Source organism: Oryzomicrobium terrae (assembly GCF_008274805.1).
In the GTDB taxonomy this organism is placed as follows: Bacteria; Pseudomonadota; Gammaproteobacteria; order Burkholderiales; family Rhodocyclaceae; genus Oryzomicrobium; species Oryzomicrobium terrae.
This window is the reverse complement of the sequence record NZ_CP022579.1, coordinates 1,344,783-1,367,550: the sequence shown is the minus strand read 5'-3', so window position 1 is coordinate 1,367,550 and position 22,768 is coordinate 1,344,783. Positions and strand designations below refer to the sequence as shown.

Annotated in this window: 20 protein-coding genes; 6 read left to right on the top strand and 14 right to left on the bottom strand. The window is 66.3% G+C overall.

All coding sequences use genetic code 11. The features are described from left to right. Positions 1–77: 77 nt before the first annotated feature. From OTERR_RS06285 to phaC, 6 genes are all read right to left on the bottom strand, one after another. Complete coding sequence (locus OTERR_RS06285; protein ID WP_149425173.1) at positions 78–1,496, bottom strand: FAD-binding oxidoreductase; 1,419 nt, start codon at positions 1,494–1,496, stop codon at positions 78–80. Beyond that, a complete protein-coding gene (locus OTERR_RS06280) occupies positions 1,493–2,482 on the bottom strand; it encodes a patatin-like phospholipase family protein (RefSeq protein WP_149425172.1) in 990 nt (329 codons plus the stop codon). The genes OTERR_RS06285 and OTERR_RS06280 overlap by 4 nt, the downstream gene beginning before the upstream one ends. 212 nt (positions 2,483–2,694) lie before the next feature. Then, positions 2,695–4,044 carry a 30S ribosomal protein S12 methylthiotransferase RimO gene (rimO, locus tag OTERR_RS06275; protein ID WP_246154365.1) on the bottom strand — a complete coding sequence of 450 codons (1,350 nt, stop codon included), beginning with the start codon at positions 4,042–4,044 and terminating at the stop codon, positions 2,695–2,697. A 3-nt stretch (positions 4,045–4,047) separates the two neighbouring features. After that, on the bottom strand, positions 4,048–4,662 hold the full coding sequence (gene phaR, locus OTERR_RS06270) for a polyhydroxyalkanoate synthesis repressor PhaR (protein ID WP_054620537.1): 615 nt from the start codon (positions 4,660–4,662) through the stop codon (positions 4,048–4,050). A gap of 223 nt (positions 4,663–4,885) precedes the next feature. After that, the gene (gene phbB, locus OTERR_RS06265; RefSeq protein WP_149425171.1) at positions 4,886–5,629 is read right to left on the bottom strand and encodes a beta-ketoacyl-ACP reductase; all 744 of its coding nucleotides are present in this window, start codon (positions 5,627–5,629) and stop codon (positions 4,886–4,888) included. A 146-nt stretch (positions 5,630–5,775) separates the two neighbouring features. Then, positions 5,776–7,479 (bottom strand): class I poly(R)-hydroxyalkanoic acid synthase, encoded by a 1,704-nt coding sequence (phaC, locus tag OTERR_RS06260; protein ID WP_425466031.1) that lies wholly within the window; start codon positions 7,477–7,479, stop codon positions 5,776–5,778. A 286-nt stretch (positions 7,480–7,765) separates the two neighbouring features. On the opposite strand from phaC, the gene OTERR_RS06255 reads away from it, so the two are divergent. Continuing rightward, positions 7,766–8,008: a hypothetical protein gene (locus OTERR_RS06255; protein WP_149425170.1), complete on the top strand. Its 243-nt coding sequence runs from the start codon at positions 7,766–7,768 to the stop codon at positions 8,006–8,008. A 152-nt stretch (positions 8,009–8,160) separates the two neighbouring features. Here OTERR_RS06255 and OTERR_RS06250 read toward each other — a convergent pair whose 3' ends face one another. The 3 genes from OTERR_RS06250 to rluD all read right to left on the bottom strand — a co-directional run bounded on the left by OTERR_RS06250 (position 8,161) and on the right by rluD (position 10,665). Then, positions 8,161–8,958: a ZIP family metal transporter gene (locus OTERR_RS06250; RefSeq protein WP_054622525.1), complete on the bottom strand. Its 798-nt coding sequence runs from the start codon at positions 8,956–8,958 to the stop codon at positions 8,161–8,163. Between the two features lie 68 nt (positions 8,959–9,026). After that, positions 9,027–9,818: a peptidoglycan editing factor PgeF gene (gene pgeF, locus OTERR_RS06245; RefSeq protein WP_246154360.1), complete on the bottom strand. Its 792-nt coding sequence runs from the start codon at positions 9,816–9,818 to the stop codon at positions 9,027–9,029. After that, a complete protein-coding gene (gene rluD / locus OTERR_RS06240) occupies positions 9,799–10,665 on the bottom strand; it encodes a 23S rRNA pseudouridine(1911/1915/1917) synthase RluD (protein WP_246154467.1) in 867 nt (288 codons plus the stop codon). Before rluD ends, pgeF begins: the two co-directional genes overlap by 20 nt. A 280-nt stretch (positions 10,666–10,945) precedes the next feature. Between rluD and OTERR_RS06235 the strand changes: the two genes are divergently transcribed. Together OTERR_RS06235 and mdtD are read left to right on the top strand one after the other, a co-directional pair. Continuing rightward, positions 10,946–11,767, top strand: a complete 822-nt coding sequence (locus OTERR_RS06235) for an outer membrane protein assembly factor BamD (RefSeq protein WP_054622545.1) — start codon at positions 10,946–10,948, stop codon at positions 11,765–11,767. A gap of 217 nt (positions 11,768–11,984) precedes the next feature. Further along, the gene (gene mdtD, locus OTERR_RS06230; RefSeq protein WP_149425167.1) at positions 11,985–13,412 is read left to right on the top strand and encodes a multidrug transporter subunit MdtD; all 1,428 of its coding nucleotides are present in this window, start codon (positions 11,985–11,987) and stop codon (positions 13,410–13,412) included. A gap of 212 nt (positions 13,413–13,624) precedes the next feature. Here the strand turns inward: mdtD and OTERR_RS06225 are convergent, their stop codons facing one another. Next, a complete protein-coding gene (locus OTERR_RS06225; protein ID WP_054622523.1) occupies positions 13,625–13,828 on the bottom strand; it encodes a tautomerase family protein in 204 nt (67 codons plus the stop codon). Between the two features lie 62 nt (positions 13,829–13,890). Then, positions 13,891–14,862 carry a DMT family transporter gene (locus tag OTERR_RS06220; protein ID WP_149425166.1) on the bottom strand — a complete coding sequence of 324 codons (972 nt, stop codon included), beginning with the start codon at positions 14,860–14,862 and terminating at the stop codon, positions 13,891–13,893. A gap of 183 nt (positions 14,863–15,045) precedes the next feature. Here OTERR_RS06220 and OTERR_RS06215 point away from each other — a divergent pair, with 183 nt between their 5' ends. Beyond that, positions 15,046–15,942: a LysR family transcriptional regulator gene (locus OTERR_RS06215; protein ID WP_149425165.1), complete on the top strand. Its 897-nt coding sequence runs from the start codon at positions 15,046–15,048 to the stop codon at positions 15,940–15,942. 23 nt (positions 15,943–15,965) lie between these two features. Here the strand turns inward: OTERR_RS06215 and OTERR_RS06210 are convergent, their stop codons facing one another. Further along, on the bottom strand, positions 15,966–18,356 hold the full coding sequence (locus tag OTERR_RS06210; protein ID WP_054622521.1) for a serine/threonine protein kinase: 2,391 nt from the start codon (positions 18,354–18,356) through the stop codon (positions 15,966–15,968). 262 nt (positions 18,357–18,618) lie between these two features. On the opposite strand from OTERR_RS06210, the gene OTERR_RS06205 reads away from it, so the two are divergent. Beyond that, entirely contained in the window at positions 18,619–19,866 is a 1,248-nt protein-coding gene (locus tag OTERR_RS06205) for a polyhydroxyalkanoate depolymerase (protein WP_149425164.1), read from the top strand. 11 nt (positions 19,867–19,877) lie between these two features. Continuing rightward, positions 19,878–20,291 carry a cupin domain-containing protein gene (locus OTERR_RS06200; protein ID WP_054622519.1) on the top strand — a complete coding sequence of 138 codons (414 nt, stop codon included), beginning with the start codon at positions 19,878–19,880 and terminating at the stop codon, positions 20,289–20,291. 260 nt (positions 20,292–20,551) lie between these two features. On the opposite strand, the gene OTERR_RS15985 is transcribed toward OTERR_RS06200, so the two are convergent. Together OTERR_RS15985 and OTERR_RS06190 are read right to left on the bottom strand one after the other, a co-directional pair. Next, positions 20,552–20,977 (bottom strand): DUF3293 domain-containing protein, encoded by a 426-nt coding sequence (locus OTERR_RS15985; RefSeq protein ID WP_187775321.1) that lies wholly within the window; start codon positions 20,975–20,977, stop codon positions 20,552–20,554. Between the two features lie 202 nt (positions 20,978–21,179). Next, positions 21,180–22,694: a DNA recombination protein RmuC gene (locus tag OTERR_RS06190; protein WP_149425162.1), complete on the bottom strand. Its 1,515-nt coding sequence runs from the start codon at positions 22,692–22,694 to the stop codon at positions 21,180–21,182. Positions 22,695–22,768 lie beyond the last annotated feature (74 nt).

Here is a 22,768-nt window from a genome sequence, read left to right as displayed (position 1 = left end):
GCCGGGCGCTAGCCCGGCCAGACGAGCCGACGATGGCCGCGAGTGTCGCCCCTCCCGCCACACCCGATGGGTCAGAGCTAGAGCACCTTGCCCGGATTCATCAGGCCGGCCGGGTCGATGGCTGCCTTCACTGCCCGCATCAGGTCCAGTTCCACCGCGGACTTGTAGCGGCGGATTTCCTCGCGCTTCAACTGCCCCAGGCCGTGCTCGGCGGAGATGGAGCCTTCCAGGGCCACCACCCGGTCGTGCACCAGCCGGTTGGCCTCGGGCTGGCTGTCGATGAACACGGCGTTGGCCTGAGCCTCGGGCTTGGACAGGTTGTAGTGCAGGTTGCCGTCCCCCAAGTGGCCGAAGGCGACGATGCGCACCCCGGGAAAGGCCCGGGCCAGTTCCTCGCCGGCGGCGTCGAGAAAGCCCGGGATGGCCGACACCGGCAGCGAGATGTCGTGCTTGATGCTGATCCCGTCGATTTTCTGGGCCTCCGAGATGTTTTCGCGCAGGGCCCACAGCTGGCGGGCCTGGTCGCCGCTCTGGGCGATCGCCCCGTCGCTGGCCTCGCCGGCCTCCAGGGCCGCTTCGAGCAGGGCCTCGACCTCGGCCATGAGGGCCTCTTCGCTGCCGCCGTCGCTGGCTTCCAGGAGCACGTACCAGGGGCTGGAGCTGGACTCCGCCAGGGGATCCCGGGTATTGGGGATGTGGCGCAGTACCAGCTCCAGGCAGACCCGGGACACCAGTTCGAAGGCCGTCACCCGGGCGCCCAGACGCTGCTGGGCGCGGGAGAGAAGGCGCACCGCCGCCGCCGGGTCGGGCACCGCCAGCCAGGTGGTGACGGCAGCCCGCGGCAGGGGGAAGAGCTTGAGGGCAGCAGCGGTGATGAAGCCCAGGGTGCCCTCGGCGCCGACGAACAGGTGCTTCAGGTCGTAACCGGTGTTGTCCTTGCGGAGGGCACGCAGGCCGTTCCAGATACGCCCGTCGGGCAGCACCACCTCCAGGCCCAGGGTCAGTTCACGGGTGTTGCCGTAGCGCAGCACCTGGACGCCGCCGGCGTTGGTGGACAGGTTGCCGCCGATCTCGCAGGTACCTTCCGACGCTAGGGACAGGGGGAACAGGCAACCCGCCTCCCGGGCCGCCTCCTGGATGCTGGCCAGGGTGCAGCCGGCCTCGGCCACCAGGGCCAGGTTGGCCGGGTCGATGCGGCGGATGCGGTTCATGCGCGAGAGGTTCACCACCAGGGCGGCGCCGCTCGAATCCGGCGTGGCGCCACCGCACAGGCCGGTATTGCCGCCCTGGGGCACCATGGCCACGCCATGGACGGTGCACAGCTTGGCGATGTCGGCGACCTCACCGGTAGAGCCGGGGCGCACTACCGCCCGGGCAGTCCCGGTGTAGCGACCGCGCCAGTCGGTGAGATAAGGCGCCGTGTCGGCCGGGTCGGTGAGCACCTGGGTCGGGCCGACGACGGCCGCCAGGGCGGCGAGGAAGTCTTGATCGTTCATACGTAGCTCTCAATCGATTCGCGCAACATCGGCAGCATGCGGTGCATGGCGTCGCGGCCGGTGTCGATGGCCTCGGCACCGCGGTGGTAGTCCATCAAGCCCAGGTTGTGCAGGCGCGGCACCACCACCAGGTCGGCGGGCTCGCCGGCCAGGCGGCTACTGGCGATGCGCGACTGCATGATGTTGATCGACAGCGACAGCACGTCGAGCAAGGGCGGCTGGGGTGGCGGCAGGGACGAGGCTGGCACCGGGCTGTCCGACTCCTCACGCTCGCCCCGGCCCATCCACTGGCGAACCGCCGTGGTCAGGCGCTGGCCCAGGGAACCGCCGGGGACCCGGGGACTGAGCTGGCTCATCACGTTGCGGTACTGGGGGCCGACCCGGTCCGCCCCCAGATCCACCGCCACGACGATATCGGCGCCCAAAGCCCTACACAGGGAGACCGGCACCGGGTTGACCAGCCCCCCGTCCACCAGCCAGCGGCCGTTGTGGTACTTGGGGGCGAACAGGCCCGGCAAGGCCATCGAGGCCCGGACTGCATCGGCGACGCTGCCGTCGCGGAACCAGATTTCCCGGCCGTTGGCGAGGTCGGTGGCAACGCAGGCGAAAGCCACCGGCAAGGTATGGATATCCCGGTCGATGAAATGTTCGGAGAAGAACTGGATGATCTTCTCGCCCTTGAGCAGCCCACCGGTAAGGGACACATCGAAAAAGCCGAGCACACCCTTCCAGGTCAGGGAGCGGACCCAGTGCTCGAGCTTGACCAGCTCGCCGGAGGCTGCCGCCGCCCCGACGAAGGCACCGATGGAGGTGCCGCAGATGACGTCGGGCGACAGACCGGCCTCGTCCAGGGCATGCAGCACGCCGATATGGGACCAACCCCGGGCGGAACCGGAGCCCAGGGCCACGCCGATGCGCGGCCGGGTAGCGCTGCGGGGCGAGTCGCCCAGGGGCGGCGCAGAGGAAGACAAAACCGGGGCGTTCATGCCGACCATCGTGCCACAGCTCGCGCAAGGCGGGGAGAGGATCTGGGCAGCGCACCGCTGACGTTACCCGCGGGCGATTGCACTCGAAAAAATCGGGACGTAAAAAAAGGCACTGCCCGGAAAGCCACGACTGGCGCGGAGTTCCGGGCAGTGCCTCGGGGAGATGTCCGGTACGCAGTAGGCACCGGAGCACTCCCATAGCGGGGGGCCGCTTAAATAGGCTCGGCGTACAGGTCGTGTTCGTCGGAGTCGACGATGCGCACCTGAATGAAGTCGCCGGGCTCAGCGTCGTGGAAGCCGTCCAGGATCACCAGGCCGTCGATTTCCGGCGCCTCGCCGGCGGAGCGGGCCAGGGTGCCGTCGTCGTCCACCGCATCCACCAGCACGGTCATTTCCCGGTCGATCTTGGCCGCCAGCTTTTCGGCGGAGATGTCGGCCTGGACTTCCATCAGCACCTGGCGGCGCTCCTCGCGCACTTCCAGGGGCGGCAGGCCGGCCAGCTCGTTGGCCTCGGCGCCCTCCACCGGCGAATAGGGGAAGCAGCCGACCCGGTCGAGGCGGGCGGTTTCCAGGAACTGGAGCAATTGCTCGAAGTCCTCGTCGGTCTCGCCGGGGAAGCCGGTGATGAAGGTGGAGCGGATGGTGATGTCCGGGCAGATCGAACGCCACTTGGCGATGCGCTCCAGCACGTTCTCGGCCGAGGCCGGGCGGCGCATGGCCTTGAGGATGCGCGGGCTGGCATGCTGGAAGGGGATGTCCAGGTAGGGCAGGATCTTGCCCTCGGCCATCAGCGGAATCAGATCGTCCACGCTGGGGTATGGGTACACGTAGTGCAGGCGTACCCAGATGCCCAGTTCGCCCAGGGCCTCGCACAGTTCCTTGAGGCGGGTCTTGACCGGGCGGCCACCCCAGAAGCCGGTGCGGTACTTCACATCGACGCCGTAGGCGCTGGTGTCCTGGGAGATGATCAGCAGCTCCTTGACCCCGGATTCGGCCAGGGCCTCGGCTTCCTTCAACACGTCGCCGATCGGGCGCGACACCAGAGGGCCGCGCAGGGATGGGATGATGCAGAAGGTGCAGCTGTGGTTGCAGCCCTCGGAAATCTTCAGGTAGGCGAAGTGGTCCGGGGTCAGGCGCACACCGGCCGGAGGAACCAGATCCACGTAGGGATCGTGGGGCTTGGGCAGGTGGGTGTGCACGTGGCCCATCACTTCGTCGGCAGCGTGGGGGCCGGTCACCGCCAGCACCGACGGGTGGGTGGTCTGGACGATGTCGCCCTTGGCGCCGAGACAGCCGGTGACGATCACCTTGCCGTTTTCGGACAGGGCCTCGCCGATGGCGTCCAGGGACTCTTCCACCGCCGCGTCGATGAAGCCGCAGGTGTTGACGATCACCAGGTCGGCGCCGTCGTAGGTCGGGGCAATCTCGTAGCCCTCGGCGCGCAGCTTGGTAAGGATCTGTTCCGCGTCGCTACCCGCCTTGGGGCAGCCAAGAGAAACAAAGCCGACGCGGGGTGCCGCGCCGGCCGGAATGATGATGCCGGAATTCTGCTCGTTGCTCACGTTCTATCCTGCTTTTTCGGTTTTCTTGCCATCGGGCTTGTTGCCCGGAGTGTTGCCGGCGGCGGGAGCACCCGATGCACCAGGGGTGCCGGGAAACGGAAAGCCACCGGTAAACATGTTCCGCGTCTGGCTCTCGATCTGCGCCTGCATCTGGTGGAACATCTTCTTGCTCTGGTCCATGTAGGCCGACATCATGCTCTGCATGGCCGGGCCCTGGAAATTGAGGAACTGGGCCCACATGTCGGACTGCATCTGGTTGTTGTCGCCGTACATCGAGCGCGACTGTTCCTGCACCTTGCCCTGGAAATCGACAAAAGCCTTCATGTTGGTTTCCAGGTACTTGCTCAGCATCGCCTGCATGGAGTTGCCATAGAAGCGAATCATCTGGGCCAGCAGTTCGGTGGAGAAGATCGGCACACCGCCGGTTTCCTCTTCCAGGATGATCTGCAGCAGGATGCTGCGGGTCAGGTCGTCGCCGGCCTTGGCATCCACCACCTTGAATTCCTCGAAGCGCAGCACCAGATCCTTGACGTCGGCCAGGGTAATGTAGGCACTGGTCTTGGTGTCGTAGAGACGCCGGTTGGGGTACTTCTTGATCAGTCGAGTCTGGTCCGACATTAGGCGGGCTCCGGGAGGGGGAGGAAGAATCAGGCGGTGACGAACCCGGGGCGAAGGCCCATCGACATTCCGGCGGCCACCGCGCAAAAGGCGGCAGATGACGTCAGGAAGCCGACCGTTTTCAGGTCGATCAGCGCGACCAGCGTGATTAACGAATTATACACAAAGCAAAAGCCCCGCCGGAGCGGGACTTTTGCGGTACAGCAAAAACACATCGACAGGCTTACTGGTAGTACAGCCCGCCGTTGATGTTGATGGTGGCGCCGGTGACGAAGCCGGCCATGTCGGAGGCCAGATAGGCACACAGGCCGCCGATTTCCTCGGGCTTGCCCAGGCGCTTCATCGGCACGGAATCGACGATGGTCTGGAGGATTTCCGGCTTGATGGCCATGACCATCTTGGTGGCGATGTAGCCCGGGGCGATGGCATTGACCGTCACGCCCTTGGCCGCCAGTTCCTGGGCCAGGGCCTTGGTGAAGCCGATCACGCCGGCCTTGGCGGCCGAGTAGTTGGACTGGCCGGCCTGGCCCTTGACACCATTGACCGAGGAAATGTTGATGATCCGGCCCCAGCCCCGCTCGGCCATCTTCGCCGACACCTGGTGGGTGACGTTGAACAGGCTGTTCAGGTTGGTGTTGATCACCGCATCCCACTGGCCCTTTTCCATCTTGGCGAAGAACTTGTCCCGGGTGATGCCGGCGTTGTTCACCAGGATGTCCACCGGGCCCAGCTTGGCTTCCACCTCGGCCACCATGGCCTTGCACGACTCATAGTCGGACACGTCGCCGGCCACCGGCACGAAATCCTTGAACCCGGCCTCGGCCTGTTCCTTGAGCCACTCGTCCGGATTGTCGAACTGCGGGTGGTAGTTCGCCGCCACCTTGTAGCCCGCCTTCGCCAGTTCCTGGCAAACCGCCGAGCCGATCCCGCCCATGGCGCCGGTGACAAGTGCGATGCGTTGCGTCATTACATTTCCTTCCTTGGTTGTAGGTTCATCCCGTCTTCGTTACTTCTTTTCCAGGCTCCTTGGGGGAACCTTCGATACTGCATGCCCTGCCGGCACCAAGCCAGCGGCGCCACCAAGTAGCGGCCCGAACCGCACCGTACGACCGGCTAGGCTTTTTCCTTCACATAGCGTCCAGGCGCCGGCTCGATCTCGGCGTAGCCGTTGCCGCCAGCCTTTTTCGGTGCGGCCTTTTCGCCCCCCTTGAAGTCTTCCAGCCAGGCAGCCCAGTCGAGCCACCAACTGCCCTTGTACTCAGTGGCACCGGCCAGCCAACCCTGAGCGTCAGCGCTAAGATCGTCGTTCTTCCAGAAGCTACGCTTGTTTTTTGACGCCGGGTTGACAACCCCGGCGATGTGACCCGACGCCCCCAACACGAAGCGCTTCGGCCCGGCCAGCAAGCGGGTGCTCTGAAAAGCCGACTGCCAGGGGACGATGTGATCCTCCCGGGTCGCCAGGAGATAGACCGGCATGTCGAGCTTGGCCAAGTCCACCTTGACCCCGCACATCTCCAGCTTGCCAGGCACGCGCAGGGCGTTGTCCCGGTACATGTTGCGCAGGTACCAGCAGGCCATGGGACCCGGCAGGTTGGTGGAATCGCTGTTCCAGTAGAGCAAGTCGAAGGCCGCCGGTTTCTGCCCCTTCAGGTAGTTGTTGGCGACGTAGTTCCAGATCAGGTCGTTGGGACGCAGGGCCGAGAAGGTGGTGGACAGCTCCCGGGCAGAAAGCAGGCCACCGCGGCCGATGGTGGCCTCCCAGGTGGAGATCAGCCGGTCGTCCACGAAGTGGGCCAGGTCCCCGGTATCGGAGAAGTCGAGGAAGGTGGTGAGCAGGGTCAGCGACGTGGCCGGATTTTCACCCCGGGCCTTGAGCACGGCCAGGGCCGACGTCAGCAGGGTGCCACCGACGCAGAAGCCGAGCACGTTGAATTCCCGCACCTTGGCGATATCGCGCACCGCGCCGATCGCGGCGATGGGGCCTTGCTCCAGATAGTCGTTCCACGAGTAGTGCCCCAGCTCGGCCTTGGGATTGCGCCAGGAAACGAGGAAGACCGTGTGGCCCTGCTCGACGGCGAAGCGCACCAGGGAGTTGTCCGGCTGCAGGTCGAGGATGTAGTACTTGTTGATGCAGGGCGGCACGATCAGCAAGGGCCGCTTGGCCACCTTGGCGGTCAGGGGCTTGTACTGGATCAGCTGGATCAGCTCGTTCTCGAAGACGACACTGCCCTCGCTGGTGGCGATGTTCTTGCCCACCTCGAAGACCGACTCGTCGGTCATCGAGATCCGCCCCTTCTCCAGATCGGCAATCAGGTTCTGGATGCCGGTGGTGATGCTGGCTCCCTTGGTGGCCAACGCCTGCTTGACGAATTCCGGATTAGTGGCGGCAAAGTTGGACGGGGCCAGGGCGTCGGCGTACTGGCGCGCCAGAAAACGCAACTTGTTCTTGGCCTTCTCATCCTCGGTCGGCACCAGTTCAACCAGCTCGCGGACATAACGGGCATTGAGCAGATAAGCCTGGCGCAGATAATCGAAGATTGGGCTTTCCGCCCATTCGGGCGCTGCAAAGCGCCGGTCGCCAGGCTCAGGCTCGACCCGGTAGGGTGCTTCCTCGGGTTTGCCGGCGGAAGCCGCCAGCATGGATTGCCACAGACGCCCGTGGCGTTCCAGGTGTTCTTTCTGCAAGGCCGTCAGCGCTTCGGCCTCGGGCCAGCGGGGAGGAGCCCCCGCACCTTCAGCCCCCCCTGTCGATTGGGACGCCAGCAGGGCCTGCAATTGCTGCGTTGCCGTCTGGCTCCACTGGAGAAACTGCGGCATGGAAAACGAGAAACCTTCCGGCCCTTTGAACATCGGTACGCTCCGGCAGATGGCCCGCACGGTGGTGCGGGGCAGGATTTTCATTCTGCATAGCCGCCCCGAAGCGTGTCAATGGGAATCGTCCGGAAAACGAGACAAAAGGCCGGAAGCCACAACTGGAGCCACGGACGGGGCAACCGGGGCGGCTATAATCATTCATTGGCCCGGCGCACACACACCATTCGACCTTGCGTCCCCCGCCCATGTCCCGGGCTCATTTTCCACCGATCACACCGACTGTCCGCGGATGCCTGTCACCCTCATCATCGTCATCGGATGGCTGTACGTCGCCACCCTGGCTGCTTTCACCGAACCCAGCGTGGTTGGCGGCATCATGACCTTCCTGCTCTTCGGTGCCCTCCCCTGCGGCCTGATCCTGTATTTCGCCGGCAGCAAGGTACGCCGGCAACGCCGCCGCTACCAGGAAATGATGGCCGAGCGGACGGCCCAAGCCCCCACTCCAGACGAGACCACGGAGGATCGGGCCTGAGGGCCTGACCTCTTTCCAGCCAGGCAGCTGCACTCGACCAAAAGAAGGACCGGCCCGAAGGCGGGCCGGTGGGGCGAATGTTGCAGTGGCGTCTTGGGGCGAGCAGTCTGCAACGCAGCGCTGGGCAGGGCTACCCCGCCCGCCGCCGGGTCTCAGCCGTGGTCGACGAAGATGCGCACCAAGGCAATGGAACCGATGCCCGCGCCGATCAATAGCACCTGCTGCACGGTGGCCTTGATCTCCGGCCGACGGTGCAAGCCGGGGATGAGGTCGGCCACCGCCACATAGAGCATGCTCGCTGCCGCCAGGGCCAGCAGGGACGGAACCCACTCCTGGACCGACGACAGGGCGTAGTAGGCAAGCAGGGCGCCGATCATGGTCGCCACCCCGGACAGGACGTTGAACAGCAACGCCTTGGTGCGGCTGTAACCGGAGTGGATCAGCACGACGAAATCACCCAGCTCCTGGGGAATCTCGTGGGCGATGATGGCGAAGGCCGTGACCAGGCCTACCGACGGGTTTTCCAGAAAAGCCGCAGCAATCAGGATGCCATCGACGAAATTGTGAAAGGTGTCGCCGATCAGGATCAGCAGGCCCGAACGGCCGTGGTCATGGCCATGACCGTGGGAGGCGAGTGCCGGCTCGTGGGCCTCGCAGTCGTGGCCGGTGGCATGGCCATGACAATGGCGCCACAGCACCAGTTTTTCCAGAATGAAGAACAGCAGGATGCCGCCCAGCACGGTGGCCGCCAGATTGTGCACGTTCTGCGCATTCTCGATGGCGTGGGGCAGGATTTCCAGGAAAACGGCGCCCAGCAGGGCCCCGATGGCGTAGGAAATCAGGTGGGGAACCGCAGACGCCCGCGTCCCGAGGCCGATGAGAGCCGCCGCGATCACCGACAGAACGCCACCGGCAAAGCTCAGGGTAAGAATCCAGCCCAGGGGAGACATGGTAGGGGTCAAAAGCAAAAGGGGGCGATTATACCCCCCATGCTTGCCGCTCTCTGACCCTTACCTGCTTACGTCAGCCAGATGAAGCTGCCCATGCGCCCGGTGCGGGCCTCGCGCCGGTAGGAAAAGAAACGATCGCTCTGGGAATGGGTGCACCAGGCACCGCCAAACACCTGCTCCACCCCGGCGGATGCCAGGCGCAGACGCGCCAGGGCGTAGATATCGGCCAGCCATTTGCCCGGCACAGGGGCGTCGTCGCTGCCGAGCAGCGGGTGGAACGCGGCAGCCGCCCGGGCATGCTGGGCAACGAACGCCCTTCGCACCTCATCTCCCACCTCAAATGCTCGGGGGCCGATGGCCGGCCCCAACCAGGCCAACACCTCGCTGGGGCGCACCGCCATGGCCGCCAGGGTAGCTTCCAGCACCCCACCGGCCAAGCCACGCCAGCCAGCATGGGCCGCCGCCACCACACTGCCGGCGGTATTGCAGAACAGTACCGGCAGACAATCGGCGGTCATGATCACCGCCACCGCCTCCCGGGTACGCGCCACCACGGCGTCCGCCTCGCACCCGGGAACATCGCGTCCGGCATCGGCGACGCGGATGCCATGGACCTGCTTTAGCCACAGGGGTTTGGCCGGTAGCAGGGCTTCGATCCGGCCCCGGTTGGCCGCTACCGCCGCCGGATCGTCCTCCACGTGGTCCCCCAGGTTGAGACTGGTAAAGGGCGGCAGGCTGACACCACCCTCCCGGGTTGTCTGAAAGGCTCGCACGCCAGGCGGGGCGGGCCAGTCCGGAACCAGCAGATCGAGGGGATTCCCGCCAGACGAGGTTGCCAGATCAGGTTTTGTCGTTGCCACGAAGCGCCTCCAGCAGCTGGGAAAAATCATCGGGGAGCGGCGCTTCCCACGCCTGGGCCTGGCCGCTGGCCGGGTGGAGCAAACCCAGGCGCCAGGCGTGCAGGGCCTGACGGGGGAAGGCCAGGGCCGCCGCCGGCAGGACGGCCTTGCCCTGGCCGCTGCCATAAACCGGGTCTCCCACCAGGGGATGACCGATATGGGCCAGATGGACGCGGATCTGGTGGGTCCGCCCGGTTTCCAGAGAACACTCGACCAAGGTCGCCCCGGGGAGCTGCTCGACCACCCGGTAATGGGTCACCGCCGGCTTTCCCCCAGGCACCACCGCCATCTTGATGCGCTGGCTAGGGTGGCGGCCGATTGGCGCATTGACCGTGCCACCGCCGGCGATGCCCCCCTTGGCCAAGGCGGCATACTGGCGCTTGACCGTGCGGGCCTGCAGTTGGCGCACCAGATCGGTCTGGGCCTCCAGGGTTTTCGCCACCACCATCAATCCGGAGGTGTCTTTGTCCAGGCGATGGACAATCCCGGCCCGGGGCAACAGGGCGGCGCCGGGATAGCGGTACAGCAGAGCGTTGAGCAAGGTGCCGCTCCAGTTGCCGGCGGCGGGATGGACCACCAGACCGGCCGGCTTGTTGATCACCAGCAGATGCTCGTCTTCGAACACCACATCGAGGGCGATCGCCTCGGCGGCAAAGGCCTGCTGTTCGGGCAGAGGCACCTCGGCCAGCAGCACCGTCTCGCCGCTGCGCACCTTGCGCTTGGGCTCGCTCACCGGCGCACCGTCCAGGCTGACCAGTCCATCGCGGATCCAGCCTTGCAGGCGGGCGCGGGAATGCTGGGGCAGCATCTTGGCCAAGGCTTGATCGAGACGCAGCCCGGCGCATTCCGCCGGAATCACCAACGGGGCAGCCGGAGCAAGGTTGCGAGCGGCGGCGACGGGCGGGAACAGCCCCCCATCGTCCGGCTCCAGCGCATCATCGTCATCCTCGGCAATGAACGGGGCAGCGCCATTGGCTGCGCTATAATCGCCGCGATCATCAATCGGCTGGCCGGTTTCGACCGCATCGACGGTCGCCGGTACTCGGGAATTCTCGGAAAGGCTCAATTTAGTGGAACGCGTGGAACACATGGCCCGGAGTGTAACGACAAAACCCCTGGCCCGGATGGCGGCTATCGCCCTGGTTGCCGTGGCGAGCCTGACGGCCGGTTGCGGCCTGCTCCCCGAGGTCAAGGACGAAACCCTTGGCTGGTCGGCCAACAAGCTCTATAGCGAAGCCAAGGACTCCATGGCTGACGGCGCCTGGGACAAGGCCATCAAGCTGTTCGAAAAGCTCGAAGCCCGCTACCCCTACGGCCGCTACGCCCAGCAAGCCCAGATCGAGGTCGCCTACGCGTACTTCAAGACCGGCGAGCAGGCATCCGCCATCGCCGCCTGCGACCGCTTCATCAAGCTGCACCCCAGCCACCCCAACGTCGATTACATGTATTACCTGAAGGGGCTAGCCAACTTCAACGACGACCTGGGCGTGATGGCTTACGTCAGCATGCAGGACGAGACCGAGCGCGACCCCAAGGGCATGCGTGAGGCCTTCGACACCTACCGCCAGCTGGTCACCCGCTTCCCCGAGAGCAAGTACTCCAAGGATGCGGTGCTGCGCATGCGCTATCTGGTAAACGCCATGGCCTCCAACGAGGTCCATGTCGCCCGCTACTACATGAAGCGTGGTGCTTATCTGGCGGCGGTCAACCGGGCCCAGTCGGCGGTGATCAACTATCCGGAAGCACCGATCACCGAGGAAGCCCTGTTCATAATGGTCAAGGGCTACGACAACATGGGCATGAACGATCTGCGCGACGACGCCGAGCGGATCATGAAGAAGAACTTCCCCAACAGCGTCTATTACGCGCGAGGCCTGGACCGCAAGGAACCCTGGTGGAAGCTGTGGTAAGCCGCCAACAGCCGGCATTCCAGGCTTAGGTCGACCTCCGCGTCACGCCAATCCCCCCGGTTCATTGCCTGGGGGATTTTTCATTTGGGGACGTTGCAGACCCGCGAGACGTCGAACCCGGCACCTGCCCCACGGTCCCATGAAACGTCTCGGTCCCTCCGGGCTTGCCTGTACCGCACGCCGCCATCGGGGCATCTCCACTCGCACCATGCCGCCCATGACCTCTCCCGCCACCCCACCTCACCACGCCTCGCGTCTGCTCCTCTGGCTGGTGGCCATCGGTTTTTTCATGCAGACCCTGGACGCCACCATCGTCAACACGGCGCTGCCGGCCATGGCGGTCAGCCTGGGGGAAAGCCCGCTGCGCATGCAGTCGGTGGTGATTTCCTACGCCCTGACCATGGCCATGCTGATTCCCGCCTCGGGCTGGCTGGCCGACCGTTTCGGCACGCGGCGGACCTTTCTCGGCGCCATCGTGCTGTTCGTGGCCGGATCGCTGCTGTGCGCCCTGGCGCAGAACCTTCCCCTATTGGTGGCGGCCCGGGTGATCCAGGGCCTGGGCGGGGCCTTGCTCCTGCCGGTGGGCCGGCTGGCCGTGCTGCGCGCCTTTCCCGGCGAGCGCTTCCTGCCGGCCATGAGCTTCGTCACCATGCCCGGCCTGATCGGCCCCTTGCTCGGCCCGCCCCTGGGCGGCTGGCTGGCCGAAGCGGTGTCCTGGCACTGGATCTTTCTCATCAACGTGCCCGTCGGCCTGGTCGGTTTTTTTGCCACCCTGGCGGTGATGCCCGACAGCCAGGGGCGCTCGCCGGATCGCTTCGACCTGCCCGGCTACCTGCTGCTCGCCCTGGGCATGGTGCTGGTGTCACTGGCCCTGGACGGGGTGTCGGAACTGGGCATGCGCCGCGCCACCGTGCTGGTAATGCTGGTGGCCGGTTTTGCCGCCCTCACCACCTACTGGCTACGCGCCCCCCGCCAGGCCCAGCCACTCTTTCCCCCCCGGCTGTTCCACGTGCCCACCTTCAGCGTTGGCTTGCTCGGCAACCTGTTTGCCCGGCTGGGCAGCGGCAGCATGCCCTACCTGGTGCCGCTGCTGCTCCAGATCAGCCTCGATTACAGCCCGAGCCAGTCCGGCCTGATGCTCATTCCCGTCGCCCTGGCGGGCATTTTCACCAAGCGCCTGATCACGCCCCTCATCCACCGCCTCGGCTATCGCCGTGTGCTGGTGGTCAACACCTTCCTGCTCGGCATCGCCATGGCCAGCTTCGCCTGGATTTCGCCGGAGCAGCCCACCTGGCTGCGTTTGGTGCAGCTGGTCATCTTCGGCATGGCCAACTCGGCCCAGTTCACCGCCATGAACACGGTCACCCTCAAGGACCTGGACAGCACCCTGGCGAGCAGCGGCAACAGCCTGCTGTCGATGGTGATGATGCTGGCGATGAGCATGGGGGTGGCCTGCGCCGGCGCCATCCTCGACATATTCTCCGACCTGTTCGCCGCGACGGGCCACGACGCACCCCGCCAGGCCTTCCAGGCCACCTTCGTCGTCATGGGCGTCATGACCACCCTGTCGGCGGCAATCTTCTGGCAACTCGCCCCCGGCACGGCCCGCCGCCCCGGAGATCGTCACGCGGGGGCCGATCTGTAATGGCACCGAGCCAAACTCCGCGCCAGTAGCCGAGTTCCAGGCATGCCGCATGGAAAGCCGCGCCAATGCTTGATCTTGGCGACACCACCTTGAAGATCTATGACTGGCGCGGCCTTCCAGCCACCCACCTCACAAAACCCCCAAATCCGCCGCACCACAAACAGCAACGCCCCGACATGCGGGGCGTTGCTGTTGCCCAGGCAAGGGGAAAACTACTGGCCGCGCTGCCGGCGCACCGTGACGGTCTCGCCGCCGATGCCCCAGTTGTCGGTATTCACCTCGTCGATCACCACCACCGTGGTGGCCGGGTTCTTGCCCATCACGTCCTGCAGCAGCTTGGTGGCGCCGGCAATCAGGGCCGCCTTCTTTTCCGGGGTGACGTTCTCGTTGGTGATCTTGATATTGACGTAGGGCATGGTCGTTCTCGCAGGGTAGGAGTGGTGGGAAAAAGAAAGGGATTTCGGGCGCTGCCCGCCCCTCAGGCCCGGGCCGAGGCGGGGGTCGTCCCGGCGACCGGGGCGGGGGTCGGCAGGGGCCGGGAGGCCAGGAAGGCGCCGAGGGACACGGACAGGAGGCCGGCGGCGAGCCAGACGGTAAGCGGCTCGTCGAGCAAGGGCACCGCCAGCAGGCCGGCCAGCACCGGCACCAGGGCGATCAGGGCCGCCACCCGGGAGGGACCGAGGATCGACACCGCCCGCAGGTACAGCACCATGGCCAGAATGGCCGGACCGATCCCCTGGTAGAGGGCCTGGACCACCAGGGTGGACCAAGGCACCGCATCGAGGGCCTTGGGCAGGAACAGGACGTACACCGGCAGGTAAAGGATGGCCGAGCCGATGGCGATGAAGCGGGTCAGCAGCCAGGGCTCGAACCCCCAGCGCTTGGCCAGCATGCCGAACACCGCCCAGGTCAGGGACGCGGCGAACACCAGCCCGTCGCCGGCAAGCATGGCCGGAGACCAGTTGGCCGAGTTGCCCGAGAGGATCGGCACCGCTACCAGGCTCACCCCGGCGGCGATGCAGGCGTAGCCCGCCATGCGCGGCGCCGAGGGCTTCTCACCGGCCAGCCACCAGGACAGCACCGCCGCCAGAAAGGGCTGCATGCCGGGAATGAGGATCGCCCCGTGGGCCGCCGGCACGCTCTTGAAGCCGGAATAGGCCAGCACGCCAAAGCCAACGCCGCCGATGCCGGCCAGAATCCACAGGCGCTTGTTGGCCCAGGCCTCGGCCGGCAGCCGGGCGGCGAAGAGGAACAGCAGCAGCGCCGCCGTGCCCAGGCGCAGGGCCAGGATGTCGAAGCCGGTCAGGGCGCTCTTGCCGCCCAGGCGCGAGACCAGGATGAAGCCGGTCCAGATCGCCACGGTGCCAATGGCCGCCAGGTAGCCGGCGCGGTGGGACGCCCCGGCGTGGGTGTAGGCGCCGGCGGCGGGGGTTGCGGAAGGTTGGGCCATGGTCGGGCTCTCGTCGGTGCTTGGTGCCACGCCGGGATTAGGGGCGGAACCTGGGTTGGGGTCGGGGAACAGTGGTCTTAACGGCGTCTTGGCGGTCGTGTCAGGTGCGTAGCCTAGGTGGGATTGTCGTTCACGTAAAATGAATTAATATGAACAGATCTATCCCGTTTTGAGATTTTCGTCATGGACCTAGACGACCTGAACATCTTCCTCACCGTGGTCCGCGAAGGCGGCGTCACCCGGGCGGCGACTCAGTTGCACCGGGTCCAGTCCAACGTCACCACGCGCATCCAGCAGCTCGAAGAAAGCCTGGGGGTGGATCTGTTCATCCGCGAAGGACGGCGCATGGCCCCCTCCCCCGCCGGCCAGGTGCTGGTGGACTACGCCGAACGGCTGCTCAACCTGGCCAGCGAAGCCCGGGCCGCGGTGAGCGACCGCACCCCCCGGGGTCGGCTGCGCCTGGGGTCCATGGAAAGCACGGCAGCCGCCCGCCTGCCGCCCCGGCTGGCCGACTTCCACGGCCGCCATCCCGGCGTCCAGCTCGAACTGCGTACCGGCCCCACCGGCCGGCTGATCGCCGAGGTGCTCGACGGCACCCTGGACTGCGCCCTGGTGAGCGGCCCGGTGGAGGATCTGCGCCTCAACGCGGTGCCGGTATTCGAGGAAGAATTGGTGATTGTGGCCGCCGCCTGCCACCCGCCGATTGCCGACGCCCGGGACGTGCGCACCCGCACCCTGCTCACCTTCGAGCCGAGCTGCGCCTACCGGCAAAAGCTGGAGCAATGGCTGGCGGTGTCAGCCCCGGTGCCCGTGGTGCCGGAACGGGTGGTGGAGCTGTCGTCCTACCACGCCATGCTCGGCTGCGTCGCCTCGGGCATGGGCATCGCCCTGGCCCCGCGCAGCCTGCTGGCCAGCCTGCCCAGCGGCAACAGCGTGTCGGCCCACCCCCTGCCGCCCCACCTGGGGCGCAGCACCACCGTGCTGATCCGGCGCAATGGCATCCCCCACCCGGCGGTGGATGCCATGGCCGAGGCCCTGCTCGCCCCGCCTCCGGCGCCCCGGCTGGCCGCCGTGGCCTGAGCCCGCGGCAAGCGTCCCGCGCCTTAACCCACCGACTGCTTGATCGCCAGCACCGCCTGGTTGCGCAGGGTGCGCAGCAGGGACAGTTCCTTTTCCGGAATGACGATATCGCCGGCCTGGTCCTTGTCGGCATAGATCATCGCCACCGGATTGTGGCGGATGTTGAGGGGAAAGATGACGAAGGTGCGAGCCGAGATGGCCTTGTGGAACCATTCTGGAATGCGCGGGGCGATCTTCGGGTCCTCGGTATCGGTGATGAGGATATCCACGCCGTTGCTCAGGGCCGCCTGGAAGATGTCCGGATGCTTGCCCACCTGGAAGCGGAAAGCCTTGGCCACTTCGGTGGCGTCGGGGCCGAAACCGTAACGGCCCTGCATCATGCCGGTGCGGGCGTCCTTGATCGACAGGATGACGCGCTTGAAGCCCATGGCCCGGTACATGGTTTCCAGGATGATGCGCAGCACGTCGTTGAGCTTGAAATCCTCCACCAGGGTGTTGGAGATGTCCTGGATGCCGGCGGTGAGGATGGCCTGGGCATTGGCCGCGTTGTAGGCCTGGCCGTCGCCCCCGTCCCCGTCGGGCAGCACCGCGTTGTCGGCCAGCACCGCCCCGGGCAGGGTGCCCAGCTCGGTGACCGTTTCGCCGTTGCCGACGGTACCGCCGCTCCAGGCGCGGATCTGGCGACCGAACATGGTCTGCTGCAGGTTGAGGCGGATGATCGAGGCGAATTCGGCCACCTGGATGAAGGAACGCTCCAGGGTTTCCTTGACCGCCTTGTCGTCCAGATCGATGCCGGCGGCGAAGCGGGCCGCCACCTTGCGCAACTCGCTCTGGCGCTTTTCCGGCGGCGTGGCGGCAATGACGTTGCAGATTTCGTTGGAATAGGCCGAGAGCACCCGCAGCCGGTCTTCCGCCGCGCTCGGCCGGCGCACGCTGCCCGGCGGCAGGGAGCGCATGCTGCCGACGATGAGGTTGGGAAAGCCCCAGTTGCGGGCCACGCCGATGCCCAGCTCCTCGTAGGACAGGCCCAGCACCTTGATCGACGCCGCCTCCTCGGAAATGCCCTGCTGCTGCATGGACTTCTTGATCTCGTCGCTTTCCTCGGGGAAGTAGTACTGGGTGAGCAAGCGCCCCAGGTTATGGAACATGGCGCAGATGAAAGCCTGCTCCACTTCCTTGTGGCCGGCCACTTCGGGCCGGTGGTGGGCGATGTCCCGGGCGATGATGGCGGCCAGGTTGGCGCGCAGGAATTCTTCCTTGAGCTGCTGGGCGTTGGCCTTGTTTTGCAGGTGCTCGAAGAGCAACACGGTGACGGCGATGTTGCGCACCGCGTCGAAGCCCAGCACGATCACCGCCCGCGACACGGTGCTGATGTTGCCGCCGCCGGCGGTACGGTAGGCCGCCGAATTCACCAGACGCAGGATCTTGTTGGTGAGGGAGAAGTCCTTGAGGATGGTGGAGGACAGCTTTGCCACGCTTTCCTTTTCCGAATCGGCGATCTTGTTGATCGCCGACACCGATTCGGACAGGGCCGGAAAGTCGCTCTTGTGGCGCATCCGGCGCAGCAGGAAATCCAGGGTGCTTTGCTTGGCATCCGCCGCGGCGGCAGCTTCCGATTCCGGCGACAGGTAGGCATCCAGGGCCTGACGGAAGGCGGCGGCCGATTCGTAGCGGTCGCCCGGGTTGCGCGCCGTGGCCCGATAAAGGATGTCGGCCAGGCGCTCATCCACCGTCACGCTATCGGGCAGGCGCAGGTCGTCGTGGCAGATGCGCTCCATCACCCGGTTCAGATCGACGCCCTGGAAGGCGCGAAAGCCGGTGAGCAGCTCGAAAAGAATCAGGCCGGCGGCAAACACGTCCACTCTTGGAGACACGTTGCGCTCGGTGATGTATTCCGGCGCCATGTAGGCCGGCGTACCACTCAGGCTGCCGTCGCGGGCGGCGTCGGCGCGCATGGCGATGCCGAAGTCCATGACCCGGGGCGTACCCTTGTCGTCCACCAGGATATTCGACGGTTTCAGATCCCGGTGGATCACCCCGGCCTCGTGGGCATGGGCCACGGCGTCGAGCACGGCGCGGATCAGGGCCGCCGCCTTGGGCGCCGACATGGCGCCTTTTTCCGCTATCAGCCGGGTCAGGGTCGAACCGGGCACATATTCAAACACCAGGAAGATATCGCCGCCCTCTTCCCCCGCCTCGAATACCGGTACCAGGTTGGGATGGCGCAACCGCCCCACGGCCCTGGCCTCTTCCAGCAAGCGCCGATTCTGCTCCGGATCCGGCGTGGAGAAGTGCAGGGTCTTGATGGCGATATCCCGCTCCAGATGCGGGTCCCAGGCCAGGTAAACGACGCTTTGCGCTCCCCGCCCCAGTTCCTTTTTGATCTGAAATCGGCCGATTTGTGATGTTGTCATGGTAAGAGGCTAAAAGGCCAAGGTTTCCAATAGCGGGCGGCGTTCATTGTAGCGCCGGGGCTTACCGGCAAAACAAGGAATATTGGCACGCTCCCCGCCGCCCATCGTCCAAATCGCGCCTGGTGTCGGAAGCGATGTTTTACTACCAATCTCAAATTAGAGACAAAACACTCGAAAGCGAGACGAAATCCGTTATTTTTTTCCATTGGACCTGGGGAAAAAGTCCTTTAGAATCCGCCGGTTCCGATTTTTAGGCAGCCCAATGCTTTACGACTTGCACGAGTTCCAGCACAGCCTGGCCACGCCTTTCCGCCTGTGGGCCGAAACCACCCAACACTTGTTCGGCAATCCCTTCTCCGCCTTTTCCTACCTGCCCGCCGCCCCCAAGGTGGCGGCCGGTTCCGAACTGTTCGCCCGCCTGGTGCGGCGCTACGAAAAACCCGGCTTCGGCCTGCACGACACCGTGGTGGACGGCCAGGCCGTGGCGGTGCGTGAAGCATACGTGGCCGACAAGCCCTTCTGCCGCCTGTTGCACTTTGCCCGCGACCTGCCCGCCAGCCGCGCCGCCGACCCCAAGGTGCTGGTCTTCGCCCCCCTCTCGGGCCACTACGCCAGCCTGTTGCGCGACACGGTGCGCGCCCTGCTGCCGCGCCACGAGGTCTACATCACCGATTGGGTCGATGCCCGACTGGTGCCCCACTCCCAGGGGGGTTTCGGCTTTGACGACTACGTGGCCTACGCCCGGGACTTCATCGCCCAGCTCGGTCCGGATGTGCACGTGATCTCGGTGTGCCAGCCCACTGTACCGGTGCTAGCTGCCATTTCCCTGATGGCCGCCGACGACGACCCGGCCCAGCCCCGTTCGATGGTGCTGATGGGCGGCCCGATCGACACCCGCATCAACCCCACGGCGGTCAACGACTACGCCCAGGCCCATTCCCTGGCCTGGTTCGAAACCCGGGTGATCACCCGGGTGCCGGTGAAATATCCGGGCGCCCTGCGCCGGGTGTACCCGGGCTTCATGCAGCACGCCGGCTTCGTCGCCATGAACCCGGACCGGCACATCGACGCCCACCTGGAGTTCTACCACCACCTGGTGGAGGGCGACGGCGAATCGGCCGAGGCCCACCGCCGCTTCTACGACGAATACAACGCGGTGATGGACCTGCCCGCCGAGTTCTACCTGGACACCATCGAACGGGTCTTCCTCGACTACCACCTGCCCCAGGGCAAGCTGATGGTGAGTGGCCGCCGAGTCGATCCCGCCGCCATCCGCAAGACCGCCCTGATGACTGTGGAAGGCGAACTGGACGACATCTCCGCCCCGGGCCAGACCGAGGCCGCCCACGGCCTGTGCGCCAGCCTGGACGCCGACCAGCGTCGCCACTTCCTCTGCCCCAAGGTCGGCCATTACGGCATCTTCAGCGGCCGGCGCTGGCGTGAGGTGATCTGCCCCGAGGTGGCCGGCTTCATCCGCCGCTTCGAGCGGCCCGCCACCGCCCAAGCGTGAAAGGCGCGGCGATGAGCGCGCCCCGGCCGGGCAATCCCCAGCCCCCCCAGGTCACGAGGCGGGACGAAGTGCCCGCCTACGTGACCAAGGACGGCTCGGAGATCCGGGAGCTGATGCACCCGGCAGTGCACGCCGGAGCCCGCGCCCAGAGCCTGGCCGAGGCTACCGTCTTCCCCGGCCAGCGCACCTTGCTGCACCGCCACGGCGTTACCGAGGAGCTGTACCACATCACCGCCGGCAGCGGCCGCATGACCTTAGGCAACGAACAGTTCGGCGTGGCCCCGGGCGACACGGTGCTGATCCCGCCGGGCACCGCCCACTGCATCGAAAACCGCGGCGACGTGCCGCTGCGCCTGCTGTGCTGCTGCGCCCCGGCCTATGCCCATGACGATACCGAGGTGCTCGAAGACCGCCCCCAGGGCTGACCACGCTGCTGACTTGTGCTTTGGCGGTCTCTCGGGGAAATCGGGGAAAACGGACGGCCCGCCCGCTGAAAATCGTAATAGCCCCGGGCGCCGGTGACAGGCCGGGGAGCGCTGGAAACCAACTGCCAGAAAACCGAGCGCTGGAAACCTGCGCAGGAAGCCATTGAAACCATTGGCCAGCCCAAGGCAACTCACGCAACACCAGGCAGCCCGGTAAAACGCGGCGTGACCTCGCCGCCGCCCACCTCCCCTACGCCCAATCAGGCGTGCAACCACACCAACCGGGGCCGACCGTCCCGCCGCCCGGCTACCAGGGCGTTCTGGCCGCAGGCCCGGCCCAAGCGGCGCAGCAGGGCCAAGGGGGCATCGAGAACGAGAAAGGACGGTTCCGCCGGCCAGTCGCTGGCGTCGGGACCGTTACAGGCGGGGAAGAAACGCAGCTTGAGGCAAGTCAGACGCTCCGCCAGCCAGGCCTGGCGCGCGGCGTTGTCCGCGGCAGCGAGCTGCCGCGAGCCCGGGTTGCAGGCGGTGATCACGGCGTAACGGCGCGCTCCGGTGCAGCGCAGCAGCTGGGCCAGGGCCGGGTTGGCGTGGCCGGGGTGGATATCCAGACATTGCGGCCGCAGCAGGGCGCCGAATACAGGACGCGGCGACCGCAAGGCCAGCGCAACGGAATCGCCCGGCACGGGCACCGCGAGACTCCCCTCGGCATCGCCCGGCCCCCAGGCATTTTTTTCATCCCCCCCGCCAAGAACAAGGCAGTAAGCCGTTCTCCGATAGGCCTGCCCCAAGCGCGAGAATTGGCGCGCCTTCCAGGCATGGCCCTTTGAAGATGCCCGACTGGCGCGGGGTTTGGGCCGACGAATTTTTGCCGGCCCGGCGTCAGGCTTAGACCAGCTCTTCTTCCGCGTCGCCATCGCCGGTCTCGCCGCCCTCCCCACCGTCGGCGCCGAGCAGGGCCAGGGCCTCGCCGCTGGGCAGGGCTTCCACCGATTTGAGTTTGCGCCCCACCGCCCGGGTGCGCACCTCGGCCTTGTCGATGGAGTTGGTGGCTTCCTGGAGCTTCTTCTTGGTATGGGCCAGGGCGTCGCCGAACTTGCCGAACTCGGTCTTGACCGCGCCGAGCACGGCCCACACTTCCGACGAGCGCTTTTCGATGGCCAGGGTCTTGAAGCCCATCTGCAGGCTGTTGAGCATGGCCGCCAGAGTGGTGGGCCCGGCCAGGGTGACCCGGTAGTCGCGCTGCAGGGTGTCGGTCAGGCCCGGGCGGCGCAGGGCCTCGGCGTACAGCCCTTCGGTGGGCAGGTAGAGCACGGCGAAGTCGGTGGTGTGGGGTGGCGCCACGTACTTGGCGCGGATGGTCTTGGCCTCGTCCTTGAGGCGCCCTTCCAGGGCCTTGGCGGCAGCCTCCACCGCCACCGGGTCGGCCCGGTCCTGGGCGTCCACCAGGCGCTGGTAGTCCTCCACCGGGAACTTGGCGTCGATGGGCAGCCACACCGGGCTGGTCTCGCCGAAGCCGTTGTCGTCCTTGCCGGGCAGGCGGATGGCGAATTCGACCCGCTCGCCGGAGCCGGGTACGGTGGCCACGTTGGTGGCGTACTGGGCCGGGGTGAGGATCTGTTCGAGCAGGGCCGCCAGCTGCACTTCGCCCCAGGTGCCCCGGGTCTTGACGTTGGTCAGCACCCGCTTCAGGTCGCCCACGCCGGCGGCCAGGGTCTGCATCTCGCCCAGGCCACGATGGACCTGCTCCAGCCGTTCGGAGACGAGCTTGAAGGATTCGCCCAGACGCTGCTCCAGGGTGGCGTGGAGCTTTTCGTCCACGGTCTTGCGCATCTCGTCGAGCTTGACGCCGTTTTCCTGCTGCAGCGCCGCCAGCCGGGCTTCCACCGCCTGGCGCAACTGCTCGAAGCGGCCGTCCAGGCCGTCGGATACGGTCTTCAACTGCTGGGCGAAGGCGTCCAGGCTGCGGGTCTGGGTCTCGGTCAGCTGGCCGATCTGGGTGGTGAGCGTCTGGCTCAGAGTCTGGTTGAGGGTCTGCACGCTCTGGGTCAGGTTCTGCCCCAGGGTCTGGCCGAAGCTGCCGACCTGGCCGGACAGGGTCTGGGCCAGGGTGGCCGCGCCACGGCCCTGCTCGTCGCGCTGCTGCAAGGCGGCGGTCTGGGCTTCCTGGCGACTGCGGGCGAACTCCTCGCGCAACTCGCCACGCAGCTCGCCTTCGAGCCGGCCCAGGGCGTCGCGCAGCCCCCGCTCAAGGGCGTCCAACTGGGTCTGGAGGGTCAGGGCAGCGTCGTCCCGACCGCTACTGAGGCGGTTCAGGCGCTGTAAGACGAGCACGCCCACCCCCACGGCGAGGGCGGCTAAGACAGTGGCAAGGAGGGAAAAAATGGCAACGGAATCGGTCATGGAGAAAAAAATCGTCAAGCGGTCGCAGCAAAGCCCGTTCTGGCATAACGGGCCGTTAGAATGTGCGCCATTGT